The 23726-nt window shown below is 66.4% G+C and carries 21 protein-coding genes and 1 riboswitch; of the genes, 11 read left to right on the top strand and 10 right to left on the bottom strand.

The window, feature by feature from the left end; all coding sequences use genetic code 11:
• Positions 1 to 85 precede the first annotated feature (85 nt).
• Both H4O11_RS13780 and H4O11_RS13775 read left to right on the top strand, forming a co-directional pair.
• Positions 86 to 1228, top strand: coding sequence for an alginate lyase family protein (locus tag H4O11_RS13780; RefSeq protein WP_182340000.1), 1143 nt, complete (start codon positions 86 to 88; stop codon positions 1226 to 1228).
• A 97-nt stretch (positions 1229 to 1325) separates the two neighbouring features.
• Complete coding sequence (locus H4O11_RS13775) at positions 1326 to 1664, top strand: DMT family protein (protein WP_182339999.1); 339 nt, start codon at positions 1326 to 1328, stop codon at positions 1662 to 1664.
• A gap of 50 nt (positions 1665 to 1714) precedes the next feature.
• Here H4O11_RS13775 and H4O11_RS13770 read toward each other — a convergent pair whose 3' ends face one another.
• The 3 genes from H4O11_RS13770 to H4O11_RS13760 all read right to left on the bottom strand — a co-directional run bounded on the left by H4O11_RS13770 (position 1715) and on the right by H4O11_RS13760 (position 3829).
• Complete coding sequence (locus tag H4O11_RS13770) at positions 1715 to 2269, bottom strand: Hemin transport protein (RefSeq protein ID WP_246333495.1); 555 nt, start codon at positions 2267 to 2269, stop codon at positions 1715 to 1717.
• Positions 2270 to 2442: 173 nt separating this feature from the next.
• Positions 2443 to 2637, bottom strand: a complete 195-nt coding sequence (gene hemP, locus H4O11_RS13765; protein WP_057507839.1) for a hemin uptake protein HemP — start codon at positions 2635 to 2637, stop codon at positions 2443 to 2445.
• 220 nt (positions 2638 to 2857) lie between these two features.
• Positions 2858 to 3829, bottom strand: a complete 972-nt coding sequence (locus H4O11_RS13760; protein ID WP_182339998.1) for a potassium channel beta subunit family protein — start codon at positions 3827 to 3829, stop codon at positions 2858 to 2860.
• Between the two features lie 191 nt (positions 3830 to 4020).
• Between H4O11_RS13760 and H4O11_RS13755 the strand changes: the two genes are divergently transcribed.
• From H4O11_RS13755 to H4O11_RS13740, 4 genes are all read left to right on the top strand, one after another.
• On the top strand, positions 4021 to 5319 hold the full coding sequence (locus H4O11_RS13755; RefSeq protein ID WP_182339997.1) for a NupC/NupG family nucleoside CNT transporter: 1299 nt from the start codon (positions 4021 to 4023) through the stop codon (positions 5317 to 5319).
• 41 nt (positions 5320 to 5360) lie between these two features.
• Positions 5361 to 6320: a ribokinase gene (locus H4O11_RS13750; protein ID WP_182339996.1), complete on the top strand. Its 960-nt coding sequence runs from the start codon at positions 5361 to 5363 to the stop codon at positions 6318 to 6320.
• A 233-nt stretch (positions 6321 to 6553) separates the two neighbouring features.
• A complete protein-coding gene (gene dusB / locus H4O11_RS13745) occupies positions 6554 to 7606 on the top strand; it encodes a tRNA dihydrouridine synthase DusB (protein WP_246333498.1) in 1053 nt (350 codons plus the stop codon).
• Positions 7607 to 7616: 10 nt separating this feature from the next.
• Complete coding sequence (locus H4O11_RS13740) at positions 7617 to 8444, top strand: methyltransferase domain-containing protein (protein WP_182339995.1); 828 nt, start codon at positions 7617 to 7619, stop codon at positions 8442 to 8444.
• 51 nt (positions 8445 to 8495) lie between these two features.
• Here the strand turns inward: H4O11_RS13740 and H4O11_RS13735 are convergent, their stop codons facing one another.
• From H4O11_RS13735 to olsF, 3 genes are all read right to left on the bottom strand, one after another.
• Positions 8496 to 9554 (bottom strand): metal-dependent hydrolase, encoded by a 1059-nt coding sequence (locus tag H4O11_RS13735; RefSeq protein ID WP_182339994.1) that lies wholly within the window; start codon positions 9552 to 9554, stop codon positions 8496 to 8498.
• A 124-nt stretch (positions 9555 to 9678) separates the two neighbouring features.
• A complete protein-coding gene (locus tag H4O11_RS13730) occupies positions 9679 to 10479 on the bottom strand; it encodes a UDP-2,3-diacylglucosamine diphosphatase (RefSeq protein ID WP_182339993.1) in 801 nt (266 codons plus the stop codon).
• Complete coding sequence (olsF, locus tag H4O11_RS13725) at positions 10476 to 12185, bottom strand: bifunctional ornithine lipid synthase OlsF (RefSeq protein WP_182339992.1); 1710 nt, start codon at positions 12183 to 12185, stop codon at positions 10476 to 10478. The genes H4O11_RS13730 and olsF overlap by 4 nt, the downstream gene beginning before the upstream one ends.
• A 335-nt stretch (positions 12186 to 12520) precedes the next feature.
• On the opposite strand from olsF, the gene metK reads away from it, so the two are divergent.
• Together metK and H4O11_RS13715 are read left to right on the top strand one after the other, a co-directional pair.
• Complete coding sequence (metK, locus tag H4O11_RS13720; RefSeq protein WP_182339991.1) at positions 12521 to 13732, top strand: methionine adenosyltransferase; 1212 nt, start codon at positions 12521 to 12523, stop codon at positions 13730 to 13732.
• Between the two features lie 135 nt (positions 13733 to 13867).
• Positions 13868 to 14374 (top strand): acyl-CoA thioesterase, encoded by a 507-nt coding sequence (locus tag H4O11_RS13715; protein ID WP_182339990.1) that lies wholly within the window; start codon positions 13868 to 13870, stop codon positions 14372 to 14374.
• 69 nt (positions 14375 to 14443) lie between these two features.
• On the opposite strand, the gene ppc is transcribed toward H4O11_RS13715, so the two are convergent.
• Together ppc and H4O11_RS13705 are read right to left on the bottom strand one after the other, a co-directional pair.
• On the bottom strand, positions 14444 to 17155 hold the full coding sequence (ppc, locus tag H4O11_RS13710; protein WP_182339989.1) for a phosphoenolpyruvate carboxylase: 2712 nt from the start codon (positions 17153 to 17155) through the stop codon (positions 14444 to 14446).
• Positions 17156 to 17234: 79 nt separating this feature from the next.
• The gene (locus H4O11_RS13705; RefSeq protein ID WP_182339988.1) at positions 17235 to 19730 is read right to left on the bottom strand and encodes a S9 family peptidase; all 2496 of its coding nucleotides are present in this window, start codon (positions 19728 to 19730) and stop codon (positions 17235 to 17237) included.
• Positions 19731 to 19838: 108 nt separating this feature from the next.
• Positions 19839 to 19913: riboswitch (S-adenosyl-L-homocysteine riboswitch) on the top strand.
• Between the two features lie 35 nt (positions 19914 to 19948).
• On the opposite strand from H4O11_RS13705, the gene ahcY reads away from it, so the two are divergent.
• The 3 genes from ahcY (at position 19949) to H4O11_RS13690 (ending at position 22581) form a co-directional block, all read left to right on the top strand.
• Positions 19949 to 21394, top strand: coding sequence for an adenosylhomocysteinase (ahcY, locus tag H4O11_RS13700; protein WP_182339987.1), 1446 nt, complete (start codon positions 19949 to 19951; stop codon positions 21392 to 21394).
• Positions 21395 to 21574: 180 nt separating this feature from the next.
• On the top strand, positions 21575 to 22048 hold the full coding sequence (ybaK, locus tag H4O11_RS13695; protein ID WP_182339986.1) for a Cys-tRNA(Pro) deacylase: 474 nt from the start codon (positions 21575 to 21577) through the stop codon (positions 22046 to 22048).
• A gap of 71 nt (positions 22049 to 22119) precedes the next feature.
• Entirely contained in the window at positions 22120 to 22581 is a 462-nt protein-coding gene (locus tag H4O11_RS13690; protein WP_246333494.1) for a hypothetical protein, read from the top strand.
• A gap of 6 nt (positions 22582 to 22587) precedes the next feature.
• On the opposite strand, the gene H4O11_RS13685 is transcribed toward H4O11_RS13690, so the two are convergent.
• Positions 22588 to 23145, bottom strand: coding sequence for a DUF3228 family protein (locus tag H4O11_RS13685; RefSeq protein ID WP_182339984.1), 558 nt, complete (start codon positions 23143 to 23145; stop codon positions 22588 to 22590).
• A 50-nt stretch (positions 23146 to 23195) separates the two neighbouring features.
• Entirely contained in the window at positions 23196 to 23615 is a 420-nt protein-coding gene (locus H4O11_RS13680) for a helix-turn-helix domain-containing transcriptional regulator (RefSeq protein ID WP_182339983.1), read from the bottom strand.
• Between the last annotated feature and the right edge of the window lie 111 nt (positions 23616 to 23726).

The raw sequence follows: 23726 nt of genomic DNA, 5'->3' as shown, positions 1-23726 counted from the left end.
CTCCGACGGATGCGTTCGCGGTTCCCTGATTCTTCGCGCCATGCACAGCCGTTAGCGTGGTGACTCGGTTTTCTGGAGCCCTGCCATGCGCGCCCGTGCCATCGTGTTCACCCTGCTCGCCACGCTTCCTTTCCTCGCCAGGGGGCAGGCGTTCCGCCATCCCGGCATCCTGCTCGACGCCGCCGCCCTTGATGCAACCCGCAACGCGCTCGCGGCAGGAGATGCGCTCAAGACGCAGGCAATGGCGGCCGTCCGGGCAGATGCCCTCGCCTCGCTGGCATACATCCCGACACCGTTCGCCCGGGTCGAATGCGGCTCTTTCGACAAGCCCAGCATGGGTTGCAAGCCGGAACGCGACGATGCAAAAGCCGCCTATACCCATGCCCTTCTCTGGGCTTATCTCGGCGATGAAGCACATGCCCGCAAGTCCATGCAGATCATGGATGCATGGGCGGCCACGCTGGTCGGTGGCCACAGCAACAGCAACGGCCCCCTGCAGGCTTCATGGACAGCGCAGCTCTGGACGCGGTCGGCGGAGATCATCCGCCATGCCAGCACGGTCTGGCCGTCGGCGAACGCCCGGCTGTTCGGCGACTGGCTGCTGGCGCAGTACCTGCCCGACATCCAGCGCATGGGCCCGTGCCCAGGTGGCAACTGGCATGCAAGCAGCATCGAAGCACGGATGAACCTGGGCATCTACACCGACCGGCGCGACCTCTACGAAGCGGCAGTCGCAGACTGGAAAGACCGCCTGCCCACTTATGTCTACATGCCGGTGGATGGCGCTGGACCAAAGCCGCGCAGGGGCTGCAATACCCCCATCGAAACGCTGTGGTTCGGCCAGACTGTCATGGCGGCCGGCCTGGCCGAGGAAACCTGCCGCGACCTGGAGCACACCGCCTATGGCGTGGCCGCCTATCTCAATGCGGCAGAAACCAATCGCCTGCAGGATGGAGATCTCTATGCCAGCGAAGGTGAACGACTGGTTGCGGCAATGGAATTCCATACCGACATGCTGGGGCGGGACAGCGTTCCGGCATGGCTCTGCAAAGGCAAGCTGGTATCGGACGTGCGTGGCACGATGGAGCTTGGCTACAGCCATTTCGCCGGTCGAATGGGCCAGGCACTTCCCCATACCCAACGCTGGCTTGCAGGGCATCGGCCCAGTCACGGTGATTTCCACTTCCTGTGGGAAACCCTGACGCACGGCGTGGCGCTGCGGGAATAGGCCGCACCGGCAAACCAGCGCGGCATCAGCCTACAGGCGTTGACCTGCCGCGCACGCCAGGGGCGCATAATCCGCCGACTTCCCCGGCGTTCCCGACATGGCCCAGTACATCTATCCCGTGTTGCTGCTGCTTGGCAGCAACATCTTCATGACGTTCGCCTGGTACGGGCATCTGAAGTTCAAGAGTGCCCCGCTGATGACCGTGATCCTGGTCAGCTGGGGCATCGCCTTCTTCGAATACTGCCTGCAGGTGCCGGGCAACCGGCTGGGCAGCGCGGTGTACTCCGCACCGCAGCTCAAAGGCATGCAGGAAGTGATCACGCTGGTGGTGTTCGCGGTTTTTTCCGCGTTCTACCTGGACCAGCCATTGAAGTGGAACCATTGGGCGGCGTTCGCGCTGATCGTGGTCGCCGCGTTCCTGATGTTCAAGGAATAGCAGCGGGCGCAGCGGGGCATGCCCGCATGCGCCCGCTGCCACCGGATGGCTCAGGCATGCAGGGCCAGGCGGCCGGGTTCGGAACTGCCTTCCGCACCTTCAAGCCGCGCAATCCGCCGTGCGGTGGCATGCCCCAACGACGACAACGGGGCCAGGCTGGCCGCCAGCCCGCTGCCCTGTTCGACCGCGTGCAACTGCATGGCACACATGCGCCAGCGTTGTCCGCCGAGGTTGCCGGCAAGCCGTCGCCACAGCCGCTCACCGACACTGGCGTCATCGGTTCCTACCGCGCGCACGGCCAGTCCGCCGACAAGTCGGTCCCAGGCCAGGAAGTCACTATCCGGCAACAGGTATAGGCGCCAGCAGCACCGGCCGCGTGCGTCGGTGAAGCACAGGCTCTCGCGTACGCCTTCGCTGTCCAGGCCCTGGCAGGCGTGGGCAGCGACAGCGTCCTGCCAGCCGGCCAGTTCGTTGCTGTCGGCGCGATAGAGGCACAGCACGGTGCCCAGCGATGCCAGCTCGGTTGCCGAAGGCCGGTTCATGCGCGCCTGCAGCGGCATGATGCGCGGCAATGAAGCACGTACTGCGGACAAGGCTCTGCTCATGGGATCACCTCAAGGTGGCCGGGCTGACCGAGGAAGGAGCCCCCGGCCGCCGCCATCGCCACGCGGGCCATGGGCGGAAGACCGAGGGGGAGAGAGACAGGTGGGCGGTCGCCCGTGGCGATGCCAAGCCGCGACAACGCGGATGGCATCGGGGAGGGAGGCGACCGACCCGTTTACTTGGTCAGGATCAGCTTGTCGTTGCTGGTATGGCGCAACCGATAGAAGCGGTCGCCATGCTGGATCAGAATCTCGCGGCGCCCTTTCAGCAGGGCTTCGCTGTCGATCACTTCCTCGGCGGGCACGGCACGGACCGGACGGTCGCGGAGGGTCAGGGTTTCGGGGCGCAGTAGCACAGCTTGAGCATTCATCGTCTGGACTCGATGCGAGGGGCGACTCAAATGATAACGATTCTCAGTTCGCAATCAACACCCATTCTCAAATTGATTGATCGGATTGATGATCGAGTTCACAATTTCGATAGATTTTATAAATGAAGGTCGGCGCAGCGCCGCCCTGCGAGTCCGTGGCAGCGGGCCATGCACGGCGGGCGCAAACGCCCACGGAGCAGGGCCCGGCGCCACTTTGGCTTCAGCCGAAGACCGCTTCCACCCGCGCCCAGGCATCCTCTTCCAGTGATGCCAGCAGCTCCAGCGCCTGCAGGTTCTGCAGCAACTGCTCTACCCGGCTGGCACCCAGGATCACGCTGGAAACATTCGGATTGCGCAGGCACCAGGCAATGGCCAGGGTCGCAGGTGCCTGCCCCAGCGCGGCGGCCAGTTCGGTGAAGCGGCGCACCTGTGCCATCCGCGCCGGACCATCGGCCCCCATCACGATGTCCTGCAACCAGCCCATGTCGTCGCGGCCCAGGCGCGATCCTGCCGGGAAGCCGTCATTGTATTTCCCTGTCAGCAGGCCAGACGCCAGCGGCGAGAACGTGGTCAGCCCCAGGCCCGCATCGGCGTACAGCGGCGCATATTCGCGCTGCACCCGCTCGCGGTGCAGCAGGTTGTATTGCGGCTGTTCCATCGTCGGGGCCTGCAGGTTGTGCCGGCGGGCGATGTCCACCGCTTCCTGGATCTGCACCGCAGACCACTCCGAGGTGCCCCAATAGAGCACCTTGCCCTGCCGTACCAAGGCATCCATGGCCTGCACGGTCTCGGCGATCGGCGTGTCCAGGTCGGGGCGATGGCAGTAATAAAGGTCAAGGTAGTCCACCCGCAAGCGCTTCAGGGCGGCGTGGCAGGCATCGGTGACATGCTTGCGCGACAGCCCGCGCTGGGTGGGGCCCGGATCGGCGGCACTGCCGAAGAACACCTTGCTGGAGACACAGAACCCATCGCGCGGCAGGCGCAGGTCGGCAATCACATCGCCCATCACCTGCTCGGCGCGGCCGTTGGCATAGCCCTCGGCGTTGTCGAAGAAATTGATGCCGTGATCCCAGGCGGCGGCAATCAGGTCGCGCGCCTGGTCCCGGGCGATCTGGTCGCCAAAAGTGACCCAGGCGCCGAAAGACAACGCCGAAAGCTTCAGTCCGGAACAGCCGAGGCGACGATAAAGCATGGAAAACTCCAGCGGCAGGCCCGCAGTCGGGCCCGGAAAGGCATTCATTCTACCTATCTGCGTCTGCCGCGAGCCCTTGCCATTACAGGCCGGATCGACGCTGATCGCATCGTACAGCGCGCTTTTCCTTGCCCCGGCCCCTGCCCTGCACTAGGCTTCCCGTTTTTCGCGGTGCCCTCAGGGGATTCAACATGGTCGAAGGTTTGGGCAGGATCGGCTTCGGCCTGTTCGGGTTGGCAGTGCTCGTTGGCATTGCCTGGTTGTTCTCCAACAACAAGCGCGCGGTGGACTGGAAACTGGTCGTCACCGGCATCATCCTGCAGATCGCCTTTGCGGCGGTGGTGCTGCTGGTACCCGGTGGCCGCGATGTATTCGATGCACTGGGCAAGGGCTTCGTGAAAGTGCTGAGCTTCGTCAATGAAGGTTCGTCCTTCATCTTCGGCTCGCTGATGAACGTGGATAACTACGGCTTCATCTTTGCCTTCCAGGTATTGCCGACCATCATCTTCTTCTCGGCGCTGATGGGGGTGCTGTACCACCTGAACGTCATGCAGGCGATCGTACGGGTGATGGCCCTGGCGATCACCAAGGTGATGCGTGTCTCCGGCGCGGAGACCACCAGCGTCTGCGCCAGCGTATTCATCGGCCAGACCGAAGCACCGCTGACCGTGCGCCCCTACATCGCCAGGATGACCCAGTCCGAACTGATCACGATGATGATCGGCGGCATGGCCCATATCGCCGGTGGCGTGCTGGCCGCCTATGTCGGCATGCTCGGCGGCAACGATCCGCTGCAGCAGGCCTTCTATGCCAAGCACCTGCTGGCGGCCAGCATCATGGCTGCGCCGGCGACGCTGGTGGTGGCCAAGCTGCTGATCCCGGAAACCGGCACCCCGCTGACCCGCGGCACGGTGAAGATGGAGGTCGAAAAAACCTCCAGCAACATCATCGATGCAGCCGCAGCCGGTGCTGGCGACGGCCTGAAGCTGGCCCTGAACATTGGTGCCATGCTGCTGGCCTTCATTGCCCTGATCGCCCTGATCAATGCCCCGCTCACCTGGCTGGGCGATGTCACCGGACTGTCGGCCGCACTGGGCCGCCCGACCGACCTGTCTACCATCTTCGGCTACGTGCTGGCGCCGATCGCCTGGGTCATCGGTACGCCGTGGGCGGATGCCACCACGGTCGGCTCGCTGATCGGCCAGAAGGTGGTGATCAACGAGTTCGTCGCCTATAGCGAGCTGTCGCGCATCGTCACCGGGCAGGTGGACGGCGTGACGCTGTCCGACGAGGGGCGGTTGATCGCCACCTACGCACTGTGCGGCTTCGCCAACTTCAGCTCCATCGCGATCCAGATCGGCGGTATCGGTGGCCTGGCCCCGGAACGTCGCCACGATCTGGCCAAGTTCGGCCTGCGCGCCGTGCTGGGCGGTACCATCGCTACCTTCATGACGGCCACCATCGCCGGCGTGCTGACCCACTTCAGTTGATACCCTTGGTTTCACCGCGCTTCACTGAGAAAAGTTTTCCTATGAGCAATGTCGTCGTCGTCGGTTCCTTCAATGTCGATCATGTGTGGCGGTGCGAGGTCCTTCCCGCGCCGGGTGCGACCATTGCCGGTCGCTACAGCACCGGGCCGGGGGGCAAGGGCTTCAACCAGGCCGTCGCTGCGCGTCGTGCCGGTGCCGATACGACCTTTGTCTGCGCCCTGGGCGACGATGCGGGCGGTGCGATGGCCCGCGGGCTGGCGGCACAGGATGGATTCACCCTGACCGCCGAAGCCTGCAGCGAGCCGACCGGCACCGGCGGCATCTATGTGGACGCACGCGGTCGCAACACCATCGTCATCGGCCCGGGTGCCAATGCCGCGCTGAGCATTGGCTTCGTGCAGGGCCAGCAGGCGCTGCTGGCCGCGGCCAAGGTGGTGCTGGTACAGCTGGAATCGCCGGTGGACACGATCGAAGCCGCACTGGGCCTGGCCCGCGAAGCCGGGGTCATCACCGTGCTCAATGCGGCGCCGGCCGACGCGCCCTCCAGCATCAGCCTGTTGAAGCTGGCCGACGTGATCACCCCGAACGAAACCGAATTCGCCGCACTGCTCAACCGCCATGTCGGCGAGCGCATCGATCCCAACGACGTGGCGGCACTGGACGGTGCCAGCCTGCATGCACTGTGCCGCAAGCTGGTGGGCAGCGGCACGGTGGTGGTGACGCTGGGTGCGGTGGGCGTGTTCGTGTCCCATGATGAAGACACCCTGCGCGGCGATGCCCAGCCGTATTACCGCATTGGTGCCGAACAGGTGCAGGCAATCGACACCACCGGTGCCGGTGATGCCTTCAACGGCGCATTGGTGGCCTCCATCGCGCACTCGCCGGACGCCCCCTTCGCGCGCCACGTGCGTTTCGCCAACCAGTTCGCCGGCCGTTCGACCGAAAAGGAAGGCGCCGCCGTGGCGATGCCGCACTTCACCCCGGACGACCAGCCGGCCTGACCTGGCCGGCAACGCCGGGCCATGCCCGGCGGGTTTCCCGTACTATCGCCGGGTGTGGCCCGGCGCTACCGCGGGCGTGTACCGAGCCGCCCAGCGTGGCCCGCATCTGGGGCCGACGGAAGCAACCGTCAAGCATCTGCTGATTCCCGTACGGCATGAGCCCCATCCGGATGGGCCTGAACACCCCCCTTTCCGGTGCCGTCGCCCCACTGCACCGGCACTACAATGGCCGCATGCAGATCGGCTCCTTCTCCATCGCCCCGAACGTCGTGCTGGCTCCCATGGCCGGCGTGACCGACAAGCCATTCCGCCTGCTGTGCAAACGGCTGGGCGCCGGGCTGGCTGCGTCGGAAATGACGATCAGCGATCCACGCTTCTGGAACACGCGCAAGTCGCTCCATCGCATGGACCACGCTGGCGAACCCGCTCCGATCAGCGTGCAGATCGCCGGGACCGAGCCGCAGCAGTTGGCCGAGGCGGCACGTTACAACGTTGACCACGGCGCGCAGATCATCGACATCAACATGGGCTGTCCGGCCAAGAAGGTCTGCAACGCCTGGGCCGGCTCGGCGCTGATGCGCGATGAAGACCTGGTGGCAAGGATCCTGACGGCGGTGGTCGACGCCGTGGCGGTGCCGGTTACCCTGAAGATCCGCACCGGCTGGGACTGCGACCACCGCAACGGGCCACGGATCGCGCACATCGCCGAAGACAGCGGCATTGCCGCGCTGGCCGTGCATGGCCGCACCCGCGACCAGCACTACACCGGCCAGGCCGAATACGAAACCATCGCCGCGATCAAGGCAGCGCTGCGCATCCCCGTCATCGCCAACGGTGACATCGACTCGCCGCAGAAGGCTGCACAGGTCCTGGCCCGGACCGGCGCGGATGCGGTGATGATCGGCCGCGCGGCGCAGGGGCGGCCATGGATCTTCCGCGAGGTGGCGCACTACCTGGCTACCGGCGAGCTGCTGCCACCCCCATCACTGGCCGAAGTGCGCGACATCCTGCTCGGCCACCTGCATGCGCTGCACGATTTCTACGGCGAGCCACAGGGCGTGCGGATCGCGCGCAAGCACCTTGGCTGGTACGCCAGGGACCGGCCGGAAAACGCAGCCTTCCGCGCGGTGGTCAACCGGGCCGAGGATCCGGCCAGCCAGCTCGCGCTGACCGCGGATTATTTCGACCAGCTCATTGCCGACGAACCTGCGACGCCCTTTCGCGAAGTCGAGCCATGCCTGGCCGCTTTTGCATCCGCCGGGCATGGCCCGGCGCTACACCCATGAAGCCACGCCCATGACCCCACCGATTTCCTCCCCCACGTACCTGCACGGCTTCTCCGGCACCGAACAACAGCGGTTGATGACCCAGGCGCGCCTGCTGGAATCGGCCATCTTCGGCCAGATCGACTACAGCGGTGCACGACGCCTGCTGGAAGTAGGCAGCGGCGTGGGGGCACAGACCGGAATCCTGCTGCGTCGATTCCCGGACCTGCATGTGACCGGCGTGGACCTGAGCCAGGCCCAGCTGGATACCGCGCGCGCCAACCTGGAACAGACTCCATGGTGCGGCGACCGCTATACCCTGCTGCAGGCCGACGCCGGCGACCTGCCGTTCGAGGCACGCACCTTCGATGCCGCCTTCCTGTGCTGGGTACTGGAGCACGTGCCTTCGCCCGCGCGCGTGCTGAGCGAGGTGCGCCGCGTGTTGTCCCCGGGCGCGCCGGTCTACATCACCGAAGTGATGAATGCCTCCTTCCTGCTTGATCCCTACTCGCCACATATCTGGCGCTACTGGATGGCCTTCAACGATTTCCAGTACGACCACGGTGGCGACCCGTTCGTCGGCGCCAAGCTGGGCAACCTGTTGCTGGCCGGTGGCTTCCGCGATGTCCACACCGAAATCAAGACCATCCACCTGGACAACCGTGAACCGGCGCGACGCAAGACCATGATCGCGTTCTGGGAACAGTTGCTGCTGTCCGCTGCCGAGCAGCTGCTGCAGGCCGGCACGGTGGACGAGGACACCGTGGAGGGCATGCGCCGTGAATTCCGCCAGGTGCAGAACGACCCCAACGCGGTGTTCTTCTTCTCGTTCGTGCAGGCGCGCGCGACGGTCTACTGACCGGCTGGCGTGGTGCCATCCGTAACGCCGGGCCATGCCCGGCGAAAGGCGCTACCGTGGCGTTGCAGTGGCCGGCGTCGCCGTTGGCTCTTCCCAGATCCGGTCCCACATCAGGCCCAGCCGACGGCCGACATCCGCGCGCGCGGCCGGGCTGCTGTAATCGCTGCGCAGCTGCTCGGGCACGATGCCACGCCAGTGCCCATCGTGTTGCTCGGCCACCACGAAACTGAAGGTGTAGTCCGGCTCCAGCCCCATGCGCAGGTCGCTCAGCACCAGTCGGCCATCGACCACCCGGGCGCGCATGAAGCCACGGTTGAACCATTGCAGCCGCTGCACGGCGGGAATATCCCCGGCCTCACGCATGGCCTGTACGTTGGAGGCAAAACCTTCGAAGCGCATCGGCCCGGTATCGGCAACCAGCGAACGGTCGGCCACCACGTAGCCGCTGGGCGTCATCGCCACCACCCGCCACAGCAGCGTGGTGAAGGGCATCGGCACCGAGAAGCGTGGCGCGTCGCCCAGCCCCATTGCCGCAAGGCCCTGCTGCGCGGCGCGGTCCACCTGTGCCTTGGCCAGCAGGCTCCAGCCCAGGTAGCCGCTGCTGGCCACCAGTGCCACTGCCAGCGCCTTGCCGGCCCACGGCCTGCTGCGGCCGAACCACGCCAGCACGCAGCCCAGCAGCAGCCATACGGTGTACAGCGGGTCGATGATGAAGATGTTCGAGCCCATCGTCGGCGGGGGCTGCAGCGGCCACCATAACTGGGTGCCATAGACCGTCATCGCATCCAGCAGGGGGTGGGTGACCAGGGCAAGCTGGATTGCCCAGAACCAGCGCTGCGGAGCCTGCGCCACGCGGCCATGGCCGAAACGCTTGAACAGCCACCAGATCGCCGCAGCCACCCACGGCAGCACCAGCAGGGAATGGCTGAAACTGCGGTGTTCGGTCATCAGCGCCACCGGATCGGCTGCCCGCAGGCCCAACCACAGCGCATCCAGATCGGGCAAGGTGCCCAGGCCGGCGCCAGCCAACAGGGCCGCGCGGCGATGGCCGGGCGGGGCGATGGCGGCCGCAACGGCACCGCCGAGAACGATCTGGGTCAAGGAATCCATCGACTGATGCTAGCGGGTTGCGTCGACGCCGTCTCTGTAGCGTCGAGCCGCGCTCGACTGCTCTTCGGCCAGCCCGCGCTGCGCGCGACAGTCGAGCATGGCTCGACGCTACAAACGCTGGGTGCTACGCGGCCTGCGACATCCGTGCCCCCGGCAGCTCCACCAGCGTCTGGCCGTTGTGGTCCAGCAGCCGCAGGCTGCCGTCGTGGTCCTCGGCCAGCGCCGTCAGGCTTTCCACCCAGTCGCCGTCGTTGGCGTAGACTAGGCCATCGCGCTCGACCAGCGCCGCACGGTGGATGTGCCCGCAGACAATGCCGTCCAGCCCACGCCGACGCACGTCGTCCAGTCCCGCCTGGACGAACCGCTCGATGTATCGTTCCGCCGCGCCGCTGCGCTTCTTCAGGAATTCCGACAACGACCAGTAGCGCATGCCGAGCCGTCGGCGCGCCGCATTGAGCAGGTGGTTGCCGGTGAGAATGCGGTAGTACAGCCAGTCACCGAACTTCTCCTGCAGGCCACCGAAGTGGGTGATGCCGTCGTAGTCATCACCGTGGGCGACCAGCAGCCGGCGCCCGTCGGCGGTTACGTGGATCGCACGCCGGCGCACCCGCATCGCCGGCAGCATCAGCCCGCAGGCCTGCCGCAGCGAGGCATCGTGGTTGCCGGGGATGTAGATGATCGCCGTACCGGCGCGGCGCAGGGCATGCAGCGCCTGGATGACCTCGCTGTGCGACTGTCGCCAGGTAGCCCGGCGGTGTGCCATCCACCACAGGTCGATGATGTCGCCGACAAGGTACAGCCGCTCGCAGCGCAGTTGGGAGAGGAAAGCCGCCAGCTCGGCGGCATGGCAGTGGCGCGAGCCCAGGTGCACGTCGGAGACAAACACGGCGCGCCGGCGCGGCGACAGGTTCACCAGCCCGCTCATGCCGGGATCCCCGCGTCGCGCAGGTAGCGTTTGCGCTTGTGCGGCCTGATCGCGCACAGGTCCACCTCGATCAGTCCATCGATCGAGTCGCTGAAGTCCGGATCGACGCCGAACGCCAGGAAGCGCGCGCCGCCGGGCTCGCACAGATCGGTGTACTGGCGGTAGAGCGTGGGCACGCCGGTGCCGAGCGCGGCCAGGTTGGCCTTGAGCACGTCGAAGGCGGCACTGGCGTCGAGTTCGCCGAAGCTTGGCGGTGCGGCGAAGTACTGGAACGGCCGGTTCGATTCCACCAGCCCCGCAGCGGCGCCGTAGTAGCGCTGGTAATACGCCACCAGTTGTTCGCGCGCATCACGCGGCAGCGCCGCGCTGATCGATACCGCGCCGAACAGGTAACGGATGCCCGGCTGGCATTGCAGGTAGGCGCCGATGCCCTGCCACAGGTAGTCCAAGCTGCGGCTGCCCCAGTAGTCCGGCACCACGAAGCTGCGGCCCAGTTCCAGGCCTTCGGCGATGCGGGTGATCGCATCGTCCGAATAACGGAACAGCGAGGCGCTGTAGAGCCCGGCCAGGCCCCGGCGGGCCAGTGCCTGGGCACCGCGCATGATCCGGTAGGCACCGGCGATGCGCTGTGCTGCGCCATCCCAGATCACGATGTGCTGGTACTGCAGGTCGAAGTCGTCCAGGTCGCGGCTGCGGCCCGTGCCCTCGCCGACCTGCCGGAAAGTCAGTTCGCGCAACCGCCCCAGTTCCCGCAGTAGTGCGGAGTCGGCCTGGCAGCTGGCCAGCAGTATCTGCTTGCCGTCTGCAGTCTGCCCCAGCACGGTGGCGGCGGCGATGTCGGCGGCCACCTGCGCCGGCGGCGCCGGTGCGGCCAACGGTTCAGGGCCGGCATGGCGCGCGTCGGCTGCAGGTTCATTGCGACCCAGGGCATACAGCGCCCGCCGTACCGCCAGCAGCTGCGCCGCCGGATCACCCTGCCCCAGTTGCATCGGTTCACCGATGCGAAGCCGCAGTGGCCGGCCACGACGCGCGAACATCTCCCGTGCCAGCAGCGCGGTGCCGGCCGGCTTGAACAGGGTCGAGGCGCCGTAGAACAGCGCGGAGTTGCGCGCCTCCACCCGGACCGGCAGCACCGGTGCTGCAGCAGCGCGGGCAAAGCGGACAAAACCCCGTTGCCAGCGGCCATCACGGATGCCGAGCAGCGACAACCGCGAGACCTCGCCGGCTGGAAACACGATCACGCACTGCTCGGCCGCCAGCGCCTGCTCCACCGCCTGCAGGCTGGTGCGCTGGACCTTGCCACCGAGGATGCGTACCGGCAGCAGCAGGTCCTGCAGCGGCCCGATCGCGCCCAGCAGATCGTTGGCCACGATCCGCACGTCACGGCGGACGCGGCCGACCGCATCCAGCAGCGCCAAGGCATCCAGCGCGCCCGAAGGATGGTTGGCCACGATCAACAGGCGGCCGGTAGCCGGGATCCGCGCCAGCGCGCCGGGGTCCACGTGGTAGCGACCCTCGATGAAATCCAGCCCGGCCGCGACGAAGTCGAAGCCGCGCACATTGGCATTGCGACGCAGGAACTCCTCGATCCGGTCCAGCCGCGACCAGCGCCCGACGCTGCGCAGCAGGGGCCGGGCCAGTTGGCCGCGACGGCCGTGGAACCAATCGGGGTAGCGTTGCTGCAAGCGCTGCTCGAGTTCCTGCATGGCGTGCTCACTGCTGGCGGCCTGATTGGCCGACAGGCTGCGCCCGCCACGCGGCAGCCACGTTGCGGTTTCGCGGCAGATCGATGACGGCCCGCCGTTGGCCCCAGGCCCGACCCCAACCCGCGCCATGAAGGTCGCCGGGCAGCCCGGCTGGTTGTCACATGGGTGGAACACTGGGCGTCGAGGCTGGGGAGCAATCACGCCATGGCGGCCCCCGGGGGCAGGCACGCCGGCTTAACCACGGGCAACATCCGCTGGTCCACAATGCAATGGCGCGACTTGCCGTGTATCATTCGCGGCCATCTTTCCATCCGAATCAAGGGATATAACGCCTGATGTCCAGCTACCTGTTCACTTCCGAATCGGTCTCCGAAGGCCATCCGGACAAGATCGCCGACCAGATTTCCGATGCGGTACTGGACGCGATCCTGGCCAAGGACCAGCGCGCCCGCGTGGCCTGCGAGACCATGGTCAAGACCGGCGTGGCGATCGTTGCCGGCGAGATCACCACCAGTGCGTGGATCGATCTGGAAGCGCTGACCCGCCAGGTGATCCTGGACATCGGCTACAACAGCTCCGACGTCGGCTTCGACGGCGCCACCTGTGGCGTGCTGAACCTGATCGGCAAGCAGTCGCCGCACATCGCCCAGGGCGTGGACCGCAAGAAGCCCGAGGAAATGGGCGCTGGCGACCAGGGCCTGATGTTCGGCTATGCCACCAACGAAACCGACAGCTACATGCCGGCGGCGATCCACCTGTCGCACCGCCTGGTCGAGCAGCAGGCAAAGATCCGCAAGAAGAAGAACTCGCCGCTGTCGTGGCTGCGCCCGGACGCCAAGAGCCAGGTCACCCTGCGCTACGAAGGCGGCAAGGTATCGGCCATCGATGCGGTGGTGCTGTCCACCCAGCACGCCCCGGGCATCAAGCAGAAGGACCTGATCGAAGCGGTCCGCGAAGAGATCATCAAGCCGGTGCTGCCGGCCAAGTGGCTGCACAAGGGCACCAAGTTCCACATCAACCCGACCGGCAAGTTCGAGATCGGCGGCCCGGTGGGCGACTGCGGCCTGACCGGCCGCAAGATCATCGTCGATACCTACGGCGGCTGGGCCCGTCACGGTGGCGGTGCGTTCTCGGGCAAGGATCCGTCCAAGGTCGACCGTTCGGCTGCCTACGCTGCCCGCTACGTGGCCAAGAACGTGGTCGCTGCCGGCCTGGCCGACCGCTGCGAAGTGCAGGTGTCCTACGCCATCGGCGTGGCCGAGCCGACCTCGATTTCGGTCACTACCTTCGGCACCGGCAAGATTCCGGACGAGCAGATTGAAAAGCTGATCCGCAAGCACTTCGACCTGCGCCCGTACGGCATCATCAAGATGCTCGACCTGATCCACCCGATGTACCAGCAGACTGCGGCCTACGGCCACTTCGGCCGCAAGCCGAAGGATTTCAGCTACCTCAACGGCGCTGGCGACACCGTCAACGCCACGGCCTTCTCCTGGGAGAAGACCGATCGCGCCGCCGCCCTGCGCGCGGATGCGAAGCTGAAGTAAGAAGCTGAAGTAAGAAAGCACGAAGGGCCGTGAAAGCGGCCCTTCTCTTTCTGTAGAGCCGAAGGTAACGGCAGGAGCCGTCGACAAGCCGCCGGGCATGGCCCGGCGCTACCTGGTTGCCGATACAATCGGCCCATGTCGACCGAACTGAAATCCCACCAGCTGACCATGACCGTGCTGATGTCCCCGGACATGGCCAATTTCTCCGGCAAGGTCCACGGCGGAGCGGTCCTGCGCCTGCTCGACCAGGTCGCCTATGCCTGCGCCAGCCGTTACGCAGGCTCCTACGTGGTAACGCTGTCAGTGGACCAGGTGATGTTCCGCCAGCCGATCGCGGTGGGCGAACTGGTCACCTTCCTGGCTTCGGTGAACTACACCGGTACCTCGTCGATGGAGATCGGAGTCAAAGTGGTGGCCGAAGACATCCTCAAGCGCAGCGTGCGCCATGCCAACAGCTGCTTCTTCACCATGGTGGCGGTGGACGAGGAAGGACGCCCTACTCCCGTGCCGGCCCTGCAGCCGACCACGTCCGATGAAAAGCGCCGGCAGGCTGCCGCGCTGCTGCGCCGGCAACTGCGGCAGGAAATGGAACAGCGCCACCTGGAGCTGCTGGCATCCAATCCGCCAGCACCGGAAGGTTGAACGCGCCCGCCGGGCATGGCCCGGCGCTACCGAAGCCCGTGGCGCCAGGCCATGCCCGGCGGATACAGGTCAACCGGTGTTCTGCACGCCCTGCGAGACACCGTTCACGCAGGCCACCAGCGCGCGCAGCAGCGCTTCGTCCTCGCCACCACTGTCGCGCCAGCGCTGCAGCAGGTCCACCTGCAGCACGCTGATCGGATCCACATAGGGATTTCGCAGGCGGATCGACAACGCCAGCCGCTGGTCATGCTCCAGCAGCGACGCCTGTCCCGTCAGTGCCAGCACCCAGCGTTCGGTCAGCGCCCACTCGTCCTGCACCTTGGGAAAGAAATCACCGTGCAGCGCGCCGGACAAGCGCGAGAACTGTTCGGCGATGGTGATGTCGCCCTTCGACAACACCATCGCGATGTCATCCAGGAACGTGCGGAAGAACGGCCAGTCGCGCGCCATCTGCCGCAGCGCGTCTTCGTGGCCGGCGTCGACGGCGGCCTGCAGGCCGCTGCCCACGCCGAACCAGCCGGGGATCACCGCGCGCGCCTGGCTCCAGGCGAATACCCACGGAATGGCGCGCAGGTTGGTCAGCGCCGCGTCCTGGCCCAGCCGCCGCGATGGACGCGAGCCCAGTGTCATGCGCTCGATCACATCGATGGGCGTGGCGCTGCGGAAATAGTCCATGAAACGCGGTTGGTCAACGAAGGCGCGATACGCCCGGCTGCTCGCCTGCGCCACCACGTCCATTACCGGCCGCCACGCTTCCTCGCGCGGTTCGGGCGCACGCGGCCGCAGGCTGGAACGCAGCACCGCCCCGGTAGCTTGTTCCAGCGACCGCAGCGCCAGTGCGCGTATGCCGTACTTGCGGTGGATCACCTCGCCCTGCTCGGTCACCCGCAGCCGGCCACCGATGCTGCCGCGTGGTGATGCATCCACGGCGTGGGTGGTCTTGCCGCCACCGCGGCTGATGGAGCCGCCGCGGCCATGGAAAAAGGTCAGTGCAATGCCGGCCTCCGCCGCGACTTCCAGCAATTCGACCTGCGCACGCTGCAGGCCCCATCGCGAAGCGGCGATGCCTCCATCCTTGCTGCTGTCCGAGTAGCCCAGCATCACCATCTGCACATCGCCGCGCGCGCGCAGGTGACGCCGGTATACCGGATCCTGCAGCAGGTCACGCAGGGTGGCCGTGCCGTGGCCGAGGTCATCGACGGTCTCGAACAACGGCGCGATATCCAGTGGCACGGCGTCCTCGTCATCGACCAGACCACCGCGTCGCGCCAGCGCAAGCACCGCCAGCACGTCGCCGCGGTCATGCGCCATGGAGATGATGTAGCTGCCCAACGCCTCCGCGCCATGTCGGTTGCGCGCATCGGCCAGCGCGCCGAATACCGCATCCAGGCGCTGGTTCCCGGCTTCATCGCTGGCGGGCAGGGCCTGCCCGCCGCTGGCATAAGGACCCAGCAGTGCGGCGCGGGCAACGGCATCGCGTGCTTCCCACGCCGCCTCGCCGTCCAGCACCGTCGCCAGCGCCTTCGCATGCACGCTCGATTCCTGGCGCACGTCCAACCGCGCCAGGTGGAATCCAAACGTCTTCACCCGCCACAGCAACCGCTGCACCGCGAATCCCCCGGCATGCTCGCCGCGGTTGGCACGCAGGCTGTCGAGGATCAGCTGCAGGTCTTCGATCAGTTCGGCCGGCCCCGGGTAGGCATCCTCGCCATCATCCAGCGTGGCCTGGAGGCGCGCGCGCATGCGGTCGTTGAGCAGGCGGTACGGCATGTCGGCATGCCGTGGCCGTGACACCACCTCGGGGAAGCGCTGCCGGTACGAAGTCACCCGGGCCTGCAGGGCATCACTGACGCCGATCCGTTCGGTGGACTGGCTGAGCAGGCTTGCCAGCTGCAGCAGTTCCTTCTGGTACTGCGCCAGCACGGCGCGACGCTGGGCATCCAGGGTGGCGCGGATGGTGCCGGCATCCACGTTCGGATTGCCGTCCATGTCCCCCCCCACCCAGGTGCCAAAGCGCAGCAGCCGTGGCAGCGGCAGGCCTTCGCCATAGGTATCGTGCAGCGCCTGCTGCAGCGACTCGTACAGCACCGGGATCACCCGGTACAGCACCTGCACCAGATAGAAACCGACGTGTTCGCGCTCGTCATCGACCGTTGGCCGCTCCGGCGAGGAATCGGTGGTCTGCCACGAGGCGGTGAGCGCCATGCGGAACCGCGCGGCATCGGCAGCCGCCTCGCCCGGCGTACGCTGGCCATCCAGGTCGTCCACCAGGCTGGCGACCATGATCTGTTCTTTTTCCAGCAACGCCCGGCGCACCGCTTCGGTGGGGTGCGCGGTGAACACCGGCTCGATGTCGATGCGCGGCAGCCAGGCTTCCAGTTCCTGCAGGGTCACGCCCTGTGCCTTCAGCTGTTGCAATGCGTCCTGCAGCCCATCCGGCTGCGGCGCCTGCGTACCGGCGCGCTGGTAGTCGCGGCGTCGGCGGATGCGGTGCACGCGCTCGGCGATGTTGACCACCTGGAAGTAGGTGCTGAAGGCACGCACCATGGCTTCGGCCTGCTCCGGCGAGCGACCGGCCAGTTCATCGGCCAGTTCGGCAAGCGGCGCATCACTTTCGCGGCGGGCGATGGCGCTGGTACGCACCTGCTCCACGTCGTCGAAAAAGGCATCGGAAACCTGCTCCACCAGCAGGTCGCCGACCAGCGCGCCAAGCCGGCGCACGTCATCGCGGAGGGGAATGTCAGGGGTAGCGAACATGATGCTGCTGCGGAACTCGTTCATCGGCGACGCACGAACCTCAAGCCAGGATCCCAGCCAAGCCTAACGCAGTTCGAAGGTTTCATCCGGTAGCGCGCCACCGTCAGCGGATGCGCTCGCCCGGGCCGATGGTCTGCTCCAGCCAGCGCTCGCTTTCGGCCAGCATGGTCATGATCGATTCGCGTGCGCGATAGGCATGCGACTCGTTGGGCAGCATCACCAGCCGTGCCGTCCCCCCCAGTCCCTTCACCGCCGCGAACATGCGCTCGCTCTGCATCGGGAAGGTGCCGGAATTGTTGTCGTCCACACCATGGATGAACAGGATCGGATCCTTGATGTCGCCCGCGTAATTGAACGGCGACATCTTCAGGTAGGTGTCCTGCGCCTGCCAGTAGTTGCGCTCCTCGGCCTGGAAACCGAACGGCGTCAGCGTACGGTTATAGGCACCACTTCGTGCGATGCCTGCCTTGAACAGACGGCTGTGCGCCAGCAGGTTGGCCGTCATGAACGCACCATAGGAATGCCCGCCGATGGCGATGTGCTCGCGGTCGGTGACACCACGACGCACCACTTCATCCACCGCCGCCTGTGCGTTGGCGACCAGCTGCTCGATGTAGGTATCGTTCGGCTCGGCATCGCCCTCGCCGATGATCGGCATGGTCGGGCTGGCCAGCACGACATAGCCCTTGGCCAGGAAGGCCTGCGGTCCCCAGTAGCTGATCGCGTTGAAACGATATGGCGAGTCGGTGACCTGGCTGGCTGCGGCCGCGCTCTTGTACTCGCCGGGATAGGCCCACATCAGCAACGGCCGCGGGCCATCGCGCCTGGGGTCATAGCCCGGTGGCAGCAACAGGGTGGCGGTCAGGTCCACGCCGTCCTTGCGCTTGTAGCGGATCTGTTCCTTGCTGACACCACGCAGCTGCGGCAATGGATGCGCGAACGTGGTCAGCGCGCGTGGCGTGGCGGTGGCATCGTCCAGCGGCTGCACGAAATAGTTCGTCGGCTGCTCCGGGTTTTCGCGGGTGAACAGCAACGACGACGCGTCCTGGCCCAGCAATGCGATCGGGACCGAGTAGTCCGGGGCCTGCGAATGGAACAGGCGCGTGGCCTTGCCGCTGGCCAGTTCGAACCGGTCCACGAACGGACGGTCGCCTTCCGGCGATGCGCCCGCGCCGTAGAAGAAGATGCTGCCGCCGTCGGCACTGGTCTGCAGCAGCGCACGGCCATTGTCGTCGCGCAGCACGCCCGGCTTGCCCGGGTCGTTGTAGCGGTCCTGCGCGTCACGGTCGAACAGCAGCTTCGGCTCGCTGGCCGATTGGTCCGGTGCGATCAACCAGGTCTTGGTGCGGCGCGTCTTCCACCACGATTCATTGAGCAGGGCGAGGTCGCCACGCCCCCAGGTAATGCTGGAGAAGCGACTGCCCAAGCGGGCCAATGTCACCGGCGCGGTCTCGAACGGTGCCGCCTGCATCATCACTGCATCGCGGATGGCCGCCTCGCGGTTCGGGTCACCACCGTCCTGTGCTTCGGCCCACACCAGGGTGGCAGGCACGTCGGCGCGCCAGCTGATATCGCGCACCCCGGTCACTTCGGCATCGTTGCCGGTCGGCAGGCCCTCCACCAGCGGTCGCACCGCCACGGTGTGCACCAGCTTGCCGGCACGATCCAGTACTTCGATGCGGCGCGGGAAGCTGCTCACCGGCACGACATACGAGTACGGGCGCTGCACATGCTGGCTGAGCAGGTAACGGCCATCCGGGGACAACGAGAAATCAAGATAGACACCGGCCACGCCGACCGGGCGCTCCTGTCCATCCAGTCCCACCTCCGCCGGTTGCGCGCGTGCGTAGTAGTCGAAGAGGCGCGCATCGGCTTCGTTCTTCAGCAGGTCCTGGTAGGTGCGGATGGAGACCACGCCCGCACCTTCAGTCGTCTGCTGGACCGCCGGCCCGGTCGGGGCAACGTCGCGGGACGGCGGGTCGCCCGCGTTGGTCAGCTGGCCCATCACCAGCAGGCCGCGGCTGTCAGGCAGCCACTGGTAGCCATCCCCGAGCACGGTGTTCAATCCGCTGCGCAGGCGCCGCGCGCTTGCCGTCGCCACCTCCACCAGCCATAGCTCATTGGCCCCGCTGGCCGCATCCACCTGGTTGAACGCCAGCCACTTCTGGTCCGGCGACCACGCCAGGCTGGCCACCGACAGCGCGGGCGGCAGGCCGCTGATCTGCCGCTCCTTGCCATCGCCGATACCCAGCAGCCACAGCCTGTTTCCGTAACTGAAACGGCTGTCGGAGAACGTGCGCGGGTTGATGCGGCGTCCGGCCAGCTTCAGCTCCGGCTGGGCAACCACCCCGATGGACGGCAGCGACGGCATCTGCAGCAAGGCGGCCACGTCGCGCTGTGGTGACAGGAACAGGGTCGGCGCGCGGGACTGGTCGACCACCGCCTGCAATGCGGCGGACGGCAGCTGGTAACCTTCCACGCCCTTGGCCGCCTGCGCCGGGGCCTTGCCGGCCGCCCCGGCCAGCGGTGCCACCGCCAGCAGTGCCATCGACAGGACCACGCCGGTCCAGCGCCCTGTACGGCGCACGCGCTTGCTCATGACCATCCCTTCGCTGCATGTGAATACCCGACCTTAACAGCCGCCACGCCTTTCACCCCCTGCCGATGGTTGGGCACGGCGCAGGCGGCGATATAATGGGCACCTTCCCCCGCCGAGGGGCGCTGCGACCGGAGACCCCGGCCAGGCTCGGAGGGTGGCAATGTAAAACGGCGCCCGGCTAGATACGAGCACACGCTCGTCCACAACCGGAGCTTTCAATGAACGCTGTTGCCAGGACCTTCTCCACCGAAGGTGATTACAAGATTGCCGATATCTCGCTGGCCGACTGGGGCCGCAAGGAACTGGACATCGCCGAGCACGAGATGCCGGGCCTGATGTCGATCCGCCGCAAGCACGCCGCCACCCTGCCGCTGAAGGGCGTGCGCGTGACCGGTTCGCTGCACATGACCATCCAGACCGCCGTGCTGATCGAGACGCTGAAGGACATCGGCGCCGACGTGCGCTGGGCCTCGTGCAACATCTTCTCCACCCAGGACCATGCAGCGGCTGCGATCGCCGCCACCGGCACCCCGGTATTCGCCTGGAAGGGCGAAACCCTGGAGGAATACTGGGATTGCACGCTGGATGCGCTGACCTTCACCCTGGCCGACGGCACCCTGACCGGCCCGGAGCTGGTGGTCGACGATGGCGGCGACGTCACCCTGCTGATCCACAAGGGCTACGAGCTGGAAAATGGCAGCACCTGGGTCGACGAGCCGGCCGCTTCGCACGAAGAGCAGGTCATCAAGAACCTGCTCAAGCGCGTGGCCACCGAGCGTCCGGGCTACTGGACCCGCGTGGTCAAGGACTGGAAGGGCGTCTCCGAAGAGACCACCACCGGCGTGCACCGCCTGTACCAGCTGGCCCAGGCCGGCACGCTGCTGATCCCGGCGATCAACGTCAACGACTCGGTCACCAAGAGCAAGTTCGACAACCTGTACGGTTGCCGCGAGTCGCTGGCCGATGGCCTGAAGCGTGCGATGGACGTGATGCTGGCCGGCAAGGTCGCCGTGGTCTGCGGCTATGGTGATGTCGGCAAGGGCTGCGCTGCGTCGCTGCGTGCCTACGGTGCGCGCGTGGTGGTCACCGAAATCGACCCGATCTGCGCCCTGCAGGCGGCGATGGAAGGCTTCGAGGTCAACACCATCGAATCCACCCTGGGCCGTGGCGACATCTACGTCACCACCACCGGCAACAAGGACATCATCCGCGTCGAACACCTGGGCGCGATGAAGGACCAGGCCATCGTCTGCAACATCGGCCACTTCGACAACGAGATCCAGGTCGATGCACTCAACGCGCTGGCTGGCGTGCAGAAGATCAACATCAAGCCGCAGGTGGACAAGTACGTGTTCGCCAACGGCAACGCGATCTTCCTGCTGGCCGACGGCCGCCTGGTGAACCTGGGCTGCGCCACCGGCCACCCCAGCTTCGTGATGTCCAACTCGTTCGCCAACCAGACCCTGGCCCAGATCGACCTGTGGGCCAACAAGGACAGCTACGAGAAGAAGGTGTACCTGCTGCCGAAGAAGCTGGACGAGGAAGTCGCCCGCCTGCACCTGGAGAAGATCGGCGTGAAGCTGACCACCCTCAGCCAGGAACAGGCCGACTACATCGGCGTGCCGGTGGAAGGCCCGTTCAAGCCGGAGCATTACCGCTACTGATCAGGCGGCGTGCCGTATTGATCCCGGGACGGGCGCCTTCGGGCGCCCGTTTTCGTCTGCGGCCGCATTGCGTGCCGGTGACGGCCACGACCTGTCTGGTAGAGCGGGTCCATGACCCGCTGCTGCTGGCGCCAGAGTCCGGGTCAAGGCAACACACCTTGATCTCGCTAGAATGCGCCCATGACCCCAGCCATCAAACTGCTCCAGCGCGAGAGGGTCGCGCACACCGTACACAGCTACGTGCACGATACGCATGCCGATTCCTTCGGCAACGAAGCAGTCGAAAAACTCGGCCTGGACGCAACGCAGGTATTCAAGACGCTGTTGGCCAGCACCGAAACCCACGAGCTGCTGGTCGCCATCGTGCCGGTTGCCGGGCAGCTGGACCTGAAGGCACTGGCCCACGCTGCCGGCTGCCGGAAGTGTGAAATGGCGGCCGTGGACGCCGCACAGCGCGCGACCGGTTACCTGGTGGGTGGCATCAGTCCGCTCGGCCAGAAAAAGCGGCTGCGCACCTTCATCGACGCCAGTGCACAGGCGCTGGCCACCATTCATGTAAGCGCCGGACGACGTGGCCTGGAGGTCGCGCTGTCACCCCGGGACTTGGCTACGCTGTGCGATGCCCATTTCACCGTACTCGAGCGTCCGCGCTGATGCGCTGGCCGTTTTCCGCGCGCGTCGTGGCACCCAGCGACGGGCCCGCCGCGGAACGGCTGCAGGCGCTATTGTCGTCCGATCCCAGTCGCATCCGCGCCGCGGCACGCGATATCGCGCACCTGCGCGAGGCAACGGAACTGGATGTGTTGGCGGCATGGGTCGGGCGCATCGACCGCGCGATCGCCGGCATCGCACTCGGCCGCACGTTGCTCGCCGACGACGTGCACGTGACGTTCGCGATGCGCCGGCTGCGATACTGGCAGGAACACGCAGGTTGCACATGCGGGTTGTATCCGCACTACCTGTTCTTTGATCCACGCCGAGAAGCCCAACACGGCCACGTACGGATCAAGGCACTCGGCGAGGCCGAAGGCGGGTGGGGCCAGATGCACACCGTCATCTGCTCGGAGTGCGGATCCGGGTGGCAGGCATCGGACCGCGAATACCACTACCCGTGGTGGGAGTGGCAGCGCGTACCGGAGTTCGACGAGCTGGGACCAGGTCCTGTTCCTGGTGAGAAAGGAACCTGATCCCTGTCACGGACGCCAGTTGGCGTTGCCGTCCCAGAATGCCACTGCACGCGCATACGCGTCACGATCCAGCGGCACGCCCGAGCCGCCCTCTTCCACACCCAGCGCATTGCGCATCATGGTGATCGGCGCCATCGGCACCTCTTCCGGCTCGGCGGTGTAGATGCAGCCGACGATGCCCCAGTCGGCGTCGATCGGGGAACCTTCCTTCGCCAGCTGCCCGGCGCTGTACAGGATCACCACCAGGTAATCGGCCACCGGCGATTCCACGCCTTCGAACCAGCGCACCAGCACCGGCAACTCTTCGCGGTTGCGGGCCTCGTAACCGCTGCGCAGCAGGTGGCGGTTGCCATCGGTGATCGGCACGGTCAGGCAACGCGTGCTGGTCCAGTTCGGGTACACGAACAGTTTGCAGAACGGCGCATAACCCTCCAGCACCTTCAGCGGTTCATGCGTGTTGAGATGCTGGACGAACTGCTCGGCACTGCAGTCCTGGATGGTGTTGGCACGCGGCGTGCGCGGGAACAGGCGCGGCCGGGCGAATTCGGTGAGGACGATGGACATGCTTCGATTCTAGCAAGCCACCCCTGCGCCGTAGAGCAGGCGCGGCCCCGCTACCTCGCGCCGGCATGGACCCTGAGCTGCACGCCCAGCGCGCGCATGGCACCGAGCACCGTGCCGAAGCTGAGGGTGCGCCTGCCGGACAGCTGCCGGCGCAGCACATCGCAGGGCAGGCCACACGCGCGGGCGATGCGGCGCAGGTCGTTGGCATCGGCGACGGCCAGCAACGCCTCGGCCACGGTCTTCGGGTCGCCTCCACTTTCCACGATGCAGGCATCCAGGTAGCACGCGATGTCCAACGCGCTGCGCGGATATCCGCCGGCGTCCCACCACTCGGGTTCGTCGGCGGGATGCTGCATGCCGTAGCGCTGCAGCATGCGCTCCAGTTTCTCGATGACTTCGACGGGCAGGTCATGCATGCCGTCGCCAATCAGGGAGTACAGGCGTGCGGCGCTCACGGTAAGTTCGGGCATCGGTCAACCTCACACGTCATGGGAGGCCGCCTGCAACAGGCGCAAGGCGGCGGACGATGCGGGTTGGAGTACCGGGAACAAGCCAAAAACCGGCGGATGGGAATCCCCACG

Source organism: Stenotrophomonas tumulicola (genome assembly GCF_014117215.1).
GTDB lineage: Bacteria > Pseudomonadota > Gammaproteobacteria > Xanthomonadales > Xanthomonadaceae > Stenotrophomonas > Stenotrophomonas tumulicola.
This window is presented reverse-complemented; position numbering and strand designations above follow the sequence as displayed.

Coding starts and splice junctions, on each gene's coding strand:
- H4O11_RS13780 (WP_182340000.1), top strand. CDS start 86: ATGCGCGCCCGTGCCATCGTGTTCACCCTGCTCGCCACGCTTCCTTTC.
- H4O11_RS13775 (WP_182339999.1), top strand. CDS start 1,326: ATGGCCCAGTACATCTATCCCGTGTTGCTGCTGCTTGGCAGCAACATC.
- H4O11_RS13770 (WP_246333495.1), bottom strand. CDS start 2,269: ATGAGCAGAGCCTTGTCCGCAGTACGTGCTTCATTGCCGCGCATCATG.
- hemP (WP_057507839.1), bottom strand. CDS start 2,637: ATGAATGCTCAAGCTGTGCTACTGCGCCCCGAAACCCTGACCCTCCGC.
- H4O11_RS13760 (WP_182339998.1), bottom strand. CDS start 3,829: ATGCTTTATCGTCGCCTCGGCTGTTCCGGACTGAAGCTTTCGGCGTTG.
- H4O11_RS13755 (WP_182339997.1), top strand. CDS start 4,021: ATGGTCGAAGGTTTGGGCAGGATCGGCTTCGGCCTGTTCGGGTTGGCA.
- H4O11_RS13750 (WP_182339996.1), top strand. CDS start 5,361: ATGAGCAATGTCGTCGTCGTCGGTTCCTTCAATGTCGATCATGTGTGG.
- dusB (WP_246333498.1), top strand. CDS start 6,554: ATGCAGATCGGCTCCTTCTCCATCGCCCCGAACGTCGTGCTGGCTCCC.
- H4O11_RS13740 (WP_182339995.1), top strand. CDS start 7,617: ATGACCCCACCGATTTCCTCCCCCACGTACCTGCACGGCTTCTCCGGC.
- H4O11_RS13735 (WP_182339994.1), bottom strand. CDS start 9,554: ATGGATTCCTTGACCCAGATCGTTCTCGGCGGTGCCGTTGCGGCCGCC.
- H4O11_RS13730 (WP_182339993.1), bottom strand. CDS start 10,479: ATGAGCGGGCTGGTGAACCTGTCGCCGCGCCGGCGCGCCGTGTTTGTC.
- olsF (WP_182339992.1), bottom strand. CDS start 12,185: ATGCAGGAACTCGAGCAGCGCTTGCAGCAACGCTACCCCGATTGGTTC.
- metK (WP_182339991.1), top strand. CDS start 12,521: ATGTCCAGCTACCTGTTCACTTCCGAATCGGTCTCCGAAGGCCATCCG.
- H4O11_RS13715 (WP_182339990.1), top strand. CDS start 13,868: ATGTCGACCGAACTGAAATCCCACCAGCTGACCATGACCGTGCTGATG.
- ppc (WP_182339989.1), bottom strand. CDS start 17,155: ATGAACGAGTTCCGCAGCAGCATCATGTTCGCTACCCCTGACATTCCC.
- H4O11_RS13705 (WP_182339988.1), bottom strand. CDS start 19,730: ATGAGCAAGCGCGTGCGCCGTACAGGGCGCTGGACCGGCGTGGTCCTG.
- ahcY (WP_182339987.1), top strand. CDS start 19,949: ATGAACGCTGTTGCCAGGACCTTCTCCACCGAAGGTGATTACAAGATT.
- ybaK (WP_182339986.1), top strand. CDS start 21,575: ATGACCCCAGCCATCAAACTGCTCCAGCGCGAGAGGGTCGCGCACACC.
- H4O11_RS13685 (WP_182339984.1), bottom strand. CDS start 23,145: ATGTCCATCGTCCTCACCGAATTCGCCCGGCCGCGCCTGTTCCCGCGC.
- H4O11_RS13680 (WP_182339983.1), bottom strand. CDS start 23,615: ATGCCCGAACTTACCGTGAGCGCCGCACGCCTGTACTCCCTGATTGGC.